Annotated in this window: 5 protein-coding genes and 1 pseudogene; 1 reads left to right on the top strand and 5 read right to left on the bottom strand. The window is 59.1% G+C overall.

Translation table 11 applies throughout. The annotated features are described in order from the left end of the window. The 5 genes and pseudogenes from V6C16_RS06960 to V6C16_RS06940 all read right to left on the bottom strand — a co-directional run. Positions 1-399 (bottom strand): annotated as a pseudogene (locus tag V6C16_RS06960) (hypothetical protein); the annotation flags it as partial. A gap of 241 nt (positions 400-640) precedes the next feature. Further along, positions 641-955, bottom strand: a complete 315-nt coding sequence (locus V6C16_RS06955) for a hypothetical protein (protein WP_333535175.1) — start codon at positions 953-955, stop codon at positions 641-643. Between the two features lie 70 nt (positions 956-1,025). Continuing rightward, positions 1,026-1,619 (bottom strand): DUF4881 domain-containing protein, encoded by a 594-nt coding sequence (locus V6C16_RS06950; RefSeq protein WP_333535174.1) that lies wholly within the window; start codon positions 1,617-1,619, stop codon positions 1,026-1,028. A gap of 10 nt (positions 1,620-1,629) precedes the next feature. Next, a complete protein-coding gene (locus tag V6C16_RS06945; protein ID WP_333535172.1) occupies positions 1,630-2,694 on the bottom strand; it encodes a sulfite exporter TauE/SafE family protein in 1,065 nt (354 codons plus the stop codon). A gap of 10 nt (positions 2,695-2,704) precedes the next feature. Next, on the bottom strand, positions 2,705-3,007 hold the full coding sequence (locus V6C16_RS06940) for a DVU0150 family protein (protein ID WP_333535171.1): 303 nt from the start codon (positions 3,005-3,007) through the stop codon (positions 2,705-2,707). 243 nt (positions 3,008-3,250) lie between these two features. On the opposite strand from V6C16_RS06940, the gene V6C16_RS06935 reads away from it, so the two are divergent. Next, positions 3,251-5,729: sigma 54-interacting transcriptional regulator (locus V6C16_RS06935; protein ID WP_333542940.1), on the top strand; the 2,479-nt coding region annotated here is incomplete at its 3' end.

Here is a 5,729-nt window from a genome sequence, read left to right as displayed (position 1 = left end):
GGCCGCCGCGGCGCCCCTGAACCGCACGCGCATCTGGTACTCGCCTGCTTCCGCCCCGTTTTCCGCGCCAACAGTGCCGCGCCACATGCCGTTGCCGAACCAGTAGCCGGCAAAAAAGCCTTCCAAGTTGAAAATCAGCGGCGCATCCGGGGGCGTAAAGCGCACTTCAATATCGTTTGTAACGGGATTTTTGACCGTGAGGGGACCGGAAAGGGCCACCACGTTGCCCGGCAGCATCTCAAGCGTGCTTGAGCCGGAACGCATCAGGCCCTGCAGCCCGTCTACCAGGCCCAGCAGGGCCACGGCCAGCAGCAGGGCGCACACCGTACCCAGGCGGCGCTGGCGGCGGCGGATATTTTGGCAGGCATCCCAGGTGTCGGCGTCAAGAAGAGTCTGCATGGATGAATCGTATCCTCTGAAAGTGCTGGCGGCAATCATGGCAATACCTCTGTTAGAGCATTCCAACTTTGGGATGTGAAATCTCAAAGTTTTTATAACGTTCACTTCGGCGCCTTACTGCACCCTCAGGCAGTGGTGCAGTCTTTTTCGCAAGCTCCTGAACCGGAGGCTGAAGCTGCGTTGCGCCTTGGTAGCGGACGTCTGCTCACGCAGCCGTCAGGCAGTTTCAAAGCAAAATTGTCTAGCGCTGCTGCACCAGTTGCGAACCCCTTACCTGCTCAAGCACCCGCCAGCTCACCAGCGACAGGCCCATGCGCGGCAAATGCACCATGCTTTGGCCTTCGGCGGGAAAGCGCCGCCGCACCATGCGTGTAAGCCAGAAGGCCCCGGCCCACAGAGGAACCGTTATACCGAAAAACCATGCGCAAAACGTCAGCTCGGCCGCGTCAAAACTGCGTGAAGACTGGTACATGGCTACAAAAACCGCGGCCACCATAAGCGCGTTGGCCGTGATACGGATGCAACTGATATAAAGGTGCTGCTTGTAGCTGTTCATGCTGTTCTCCAGAAAATCTTTTATACCGGGGCGGGCAGTGCCGCCCCGGTATTCTTGATGCCGATATGGTCTACTTGCTGAATATATTGGTCTTGGTCACGTTCATGATGCGTATGGCCTGATTCTTGTCCGCGTTTCGGTACGCGATGCGCATTTCGTTACCGGCAGCCCACACATAGGGGGGCAGGTCTATATCGCCTGCGGGAACCTTGAAGGTAATCAGGGAGCTCAGGCGGTTGGAATACACGGTGACCGTCTGCTGTTCCTTGTCAACAACGGGGAAGGTCTTGCCCGCAACCTTGGGATGCTTGGGGCGTATATTCTTTTCCACATCCATAAACTGCACGGGAATTTCGCGCACGGTCTTGGTTTCGGGATCGAATACAAGCACCGTATTCTTTTCCAGGTCGATCATGAGGCGTCCACCCACTTCAGGCGGCGGTCCCATTTCGCTGGGAATGGTCGGCAGCTTGAATGTGTGTACGCCACCGCTGTAATGCGGGTTGAACTGATCGTGAGTAACGTCAACCACGATGGTCAGGGTTTTGGCTTCGGGGTTGAAGGCCACACAGCGGCCCTGCTCCACCCCGCCCTCGAAGTCGCAGGCGGTGAGGAAAGTGGAAAGTCCAAGCACCAGCATAAGCAGCAAACTACGAATCTTCATGATGTCCCTCCTAGCTGTTCGCTGCCCGCATCTTCTTGGCGGCCAATTCCGCCTTGGCGCCCTGCACCATCTTCACCGCGATGTAGATGGAAATGGCACTTACGAAACCAAGAACTTCAACAGTGGCAAGGGGGCCAAGCAGCCAGCCCCATGCAGGGAATTCCGCCTGCAGAAGCTTCAGAATAACAGACATGAGGCAGCCCAGAACGGCCAGGCCGAAAACGAAACGAATGCCGTAACCCTTGACGTACTTGGTCGCCACAACGCCTATCTGCGCGCCGATGGCAGCGCCGCACAGCATGATGAGCGCGGCCAGGAGTTCCACGCGGCCCTTGTACGCGTAGGACGCCGTGCCGTACAGGCCGGAGATGGCAACTTCAAAGAGGTCCGTACCCACTGCCAGATGGGTGGGGCAGCCCACAAGATAGACAAGAGCGGGCATACGGATGAGACCGCCGCCGATACCGAGTATGCCTGCCAGCCAGCCGGTGAAGAGACTGACGGTGATAGGCAGCCACGCGGAGCAGGTGATGTTGGCATGCTTGTAATGGACAACGGGAGGTATCCTTATGGCCTGAAGACGAGAGGCCCAGTCAATGCCGACGGCGGCGGCGTCCAGTTCCTTATGTTGCGCCTTGGCTTCACGTTCCTTGCGACGGCGCACGGCGGCGTCATGAAACACCAGCCATGCAATGGATATGAGCAGCACCACGTAGAGCCAGCGCACAACCTTGTCCACCGAGCCGATGCGCTCAAGCCACATGACCATCTGCGCGCCGATTTCAACGCCGATGACCGTACCGATAAGCATGGTGATGCCCAGGGCGTAGTCCACGTTGCCGAACTTGCCGTGCCGCATGGTTGAGATAAGCGATTTACCAGCCATTTGCGCCACGTCTGTTCCGATGGCGAACGCCATGGGAAAGCCCAGAATATTCAGGCCGGGGGTAACCATCCACGCGCCGCCCAGGCCGAAGAAACCGCCGATAATGCCCACGCCGAAACCAAGAATGATAAGCCCCGGCCAGAAAATGTACACGCCGGAGATGGGCATCAAGATATACAGCCAATCCATATGCGCCTCCTTACTTTTCGGCCAGTTCGCGGTGCTTGAGGTCAATGCCGATGTGCGACATCACGAGGTCGGCCAGCCAGCCAAGGATGCAGCCCACAATGGGAATGATGAGCATGGTCAGGATGGCGAAAAAGAAATGACTCTCATTGTACATTTCCGCCCACCAGTACAGGATGCCGTCCAGCTTGCGGGTATCGGCCACAATTACCACCGCCGAAGCCTTGCCCCCGGCAGCCAGAGCCAGGCCGGGCATGGCGGCCAGCATGAGCGCGCAGCCCGCCAGCCAGGTCATAAGCGTGCGCATCTTCTTCATAAGAACCCTCCACTCTGTTTGAGATCCTTTGGACTCTCTTTCGGCAGTACCCCCACCGGGCCATGCCGACTGTCACGCAGTGAATGTGAAAAAGATAGCAACCACCGTGCCATTGCGTAATAATTGCCGTATTTTGCCGATTTTTTCTCATTTTTGCGCGAAAAAACTTGCCAGATTTTCGCGAGGTGCCTATAGTGGACACAAAGATTGCGCTTTTTTGCGCAACCAAGCCCAGGAGGAACAATGCGCTTCTACAGAACGCTTCCCGGCGGAAGCACCCTGGATGTCACCTCCTTCTTCATGAACCGCAGCCTTGTCAGCCGCATGCTCATGCTGGGGCTGCCTCTGCTGACTCTCGTGCTGCTGCTTATCTTTCTGACAACCAGCAGCAGCATTGAACACATCATAAACCGCGCAATAGCGCGCAACGCGCAACTTCAGGCCCAGGCCATGAGCCTGGCCCTGGAACATGCCCTGGCCGAAACGCGCAACCAGTTGCTGATACTGGCCGCAGGCTCTATGGAGCCGCAGGACATGGCCCGCAGAATGGAATTTCGCGCCAAGACCGATGGCCTTCAATATCGCGAAGTGGCCTATGTGGGGCTGACCCCTGAAAGCCGCTACCTGTTGCTGAACCACGAAGGGAGCATCATCAATATCCCCATGCAGGTGGCTCTCGACAGCCCCGCAAGCCCTTTCCATAACCTGGGGGGCGACCAGCGCCCCGGTTACGTCAATGTGGGGCAGCCTCTGGAAGCCGTGTATTCCATGGTTCCGGTCGACAAATCCCTGCAAAACGTTTCACTGCATGTGTTGCGTTTTTTTACCGCCCTGCATGACAAAAACGGGAACTTCCAGGGCTACCTGCTGCTGTCGCTGGATATGAAGGATCTGCGGAACATCGTATCGCGCTATTCCTCGCCCAACGCCCCCATCGCCGCATCCGGCACGGACACGCGCGTGCGCAGTCTGTTTTTCGACCGTGAGGGCTGGATGATCTTTCAGTCTGAAGTGCCCGATGCGGCTCTTGCGGGCAAAAGCCTGGGCAATGATGCGGTTCGGGCGGGCTTTTGGGGCGACTACGGGCGGCCCGGCTTCAGCATGGCTTTTCGTCCCAGCCCGGAACACATCAACTACTGGAGCATGGTGGCCGAGGTGCAGGGAGGGCATGCCGGACAACTGCCCATGACAGAAAGCAGCACCATATGGAGCAACGGACAGATGCGCGTGGAGCGCGTAAGCTATGTTCCCGTCGGCTTCAATCCCGGCTCCGGCGGCGAGCCTGTGGTGCTCGGCGGGCTGGCCGTTCTGGATACCAGCTTCACCACCACGCGCACCGGCATGCAGATCATGGGCATCTACGCAGTCAGCTTTATGGGGGGCATGGTTCTTCTGGCCCTGAGCCTCTGGTGGCTGGCGCGCCAGATGGGCAAATCGCTCAATGTCATGTCCGGCGATCTACGCAACCGCAATATTCTGGGCAATGATGACGACCTTGACCTGCCGCAGCTGCCTCTGGAAATGGAGCGCATCAAGAACAGCATCAACGCCCTTCTGAAACGTTTGCGCCAGGCCAAGGAAGAACGCCGCAGCCACGAGGCCCTTCAGGACGCCCAGTGGCAGCGCGAGCCAGCCTCCGACCTGCCGCACCCCGAAGACCTCCCCGCCAGCGGCCTTGTGGGCACGTCACCGGCCATGCAGACGCTGTATGACCAGGTACGCAAGGCATCGCAGGTTCTGGCGGATGTGCTGGTGGTGGGCGAAACCGGCACCGGCAAAGAACTGGTGTCGGAAGCCATCCACCGTCTGAGCGCCCGCGCTTCAGGACCGTTCATCACCATCAACTGCGGCGCGCTGGACGAAAACCTGCTTATGGACACCCTGTTCGGCCACGTAAAGGGCGCTTTTACCGAGGCCAGGCAGCCTCGCAAGGGGGCATTTCTGGCCGCCGAGGGCGGAACCCTCATGCTGGATGAAATAGGCAATGCCGCGCCCAAGGTGCAGCAGGCGCTGCTGCGGGCCTTGTCCACGCGGCGCATCCGTCCCCTGGGCAGCGATCAGGAAGTGCCTTTTGATACCCGCATTATCGCCGCCACCAATGCCTCCCTTCCCGACGAAGCACGCGACGGATCCTTCCGCGAAGATCTTTATTATCGTCTGGCCGTCATAACCATCCACACCCCTCCCCTGCGGGAAAGAAAAACCGACATCCCCTCCCTGACAGTCTACTTTCTGACCGAGGCCGTAAAAGCGCGCGCCAAGGCGGCAGAGATGGACGCCGAAACACAGGCGGAAAACACGGAACCCGCTGCGTACGGCCCAGGACAGTCCCCCTCGGCAAACGGGGCGCGCAAGTCACTGCACATGCCCCAGGTCAGCCGGGGCGCCCTTGCAAAACTCACGGCCCACGACTGGCCCGGCAATGTGCGTGAGCTGAAAAATACACTTACCCGCGCACTGACCTTCTGCGAGGGCGATATTCTCTATGCCGAAAACATTCAGCTCGGCCCCATGGCCGCTTCCGCCGCGCCGGATAAAATACTGGCCCGGAGCGAAGGGCAGTATCCGCCTGAAGGCTCTTCCGCTGAGTCCCGGGAACTGCCAGAGGCTTCACAGGATCAGGCAGACAAGGACGCAATGGGGCTGGCGCCCGGTACCGCTGGCGCGAATCAAGGTTCCGGCACGCCTGCGGAACGCCAGAACGGCCATGAGCGCGAGGAGC

Origin of the sequence: Desulfovibrio sp. 1188_IL3213, from assembly GCF_036763145.1 — a bacterium.
Classification (GTDB): Bacteria; Desulfobacterota; Desulfovibrionia; order Desulfovibrionales; family Desulfovibrionaceae; genus Desulfovibrio.
The sequence above is the reverse complement of the archived record's forward strand: the minus strand, read 5'-3'. Positions and strand labels throughout refer to the sequence as shown.

Coding starts and splice junctions, on each gene's coding strand:
- V6C16_RS06955 (WP_333535175.1), bottom strand. CDS start 955: ATGAACAGCTACAAGCAGCACCTTTATATCAGTTGCATCCGTATCACG.
- V6C16_RS06950 (WP_333535174.1), bottom strand. CDS start 1,619: ATGAAGATTCGTAGTTTGCTGCTTATGCTGGTGCTTGGACTTTCCACT.
- V6C16_RS06945 (WP_333535172.1), bottom strand. CDS start 2,694: ATGGATTGGCTGTATATCTTGATGCCCATCTCCGGCGTGTACATTTTC.
- V6C16_RS06940 (WP_333535171.1), bottom strand. CDS start 3,007: ATGAAGAAGATGCGCACGCTTATGACCTGGCTGGCGGGCTGCGCGCTC.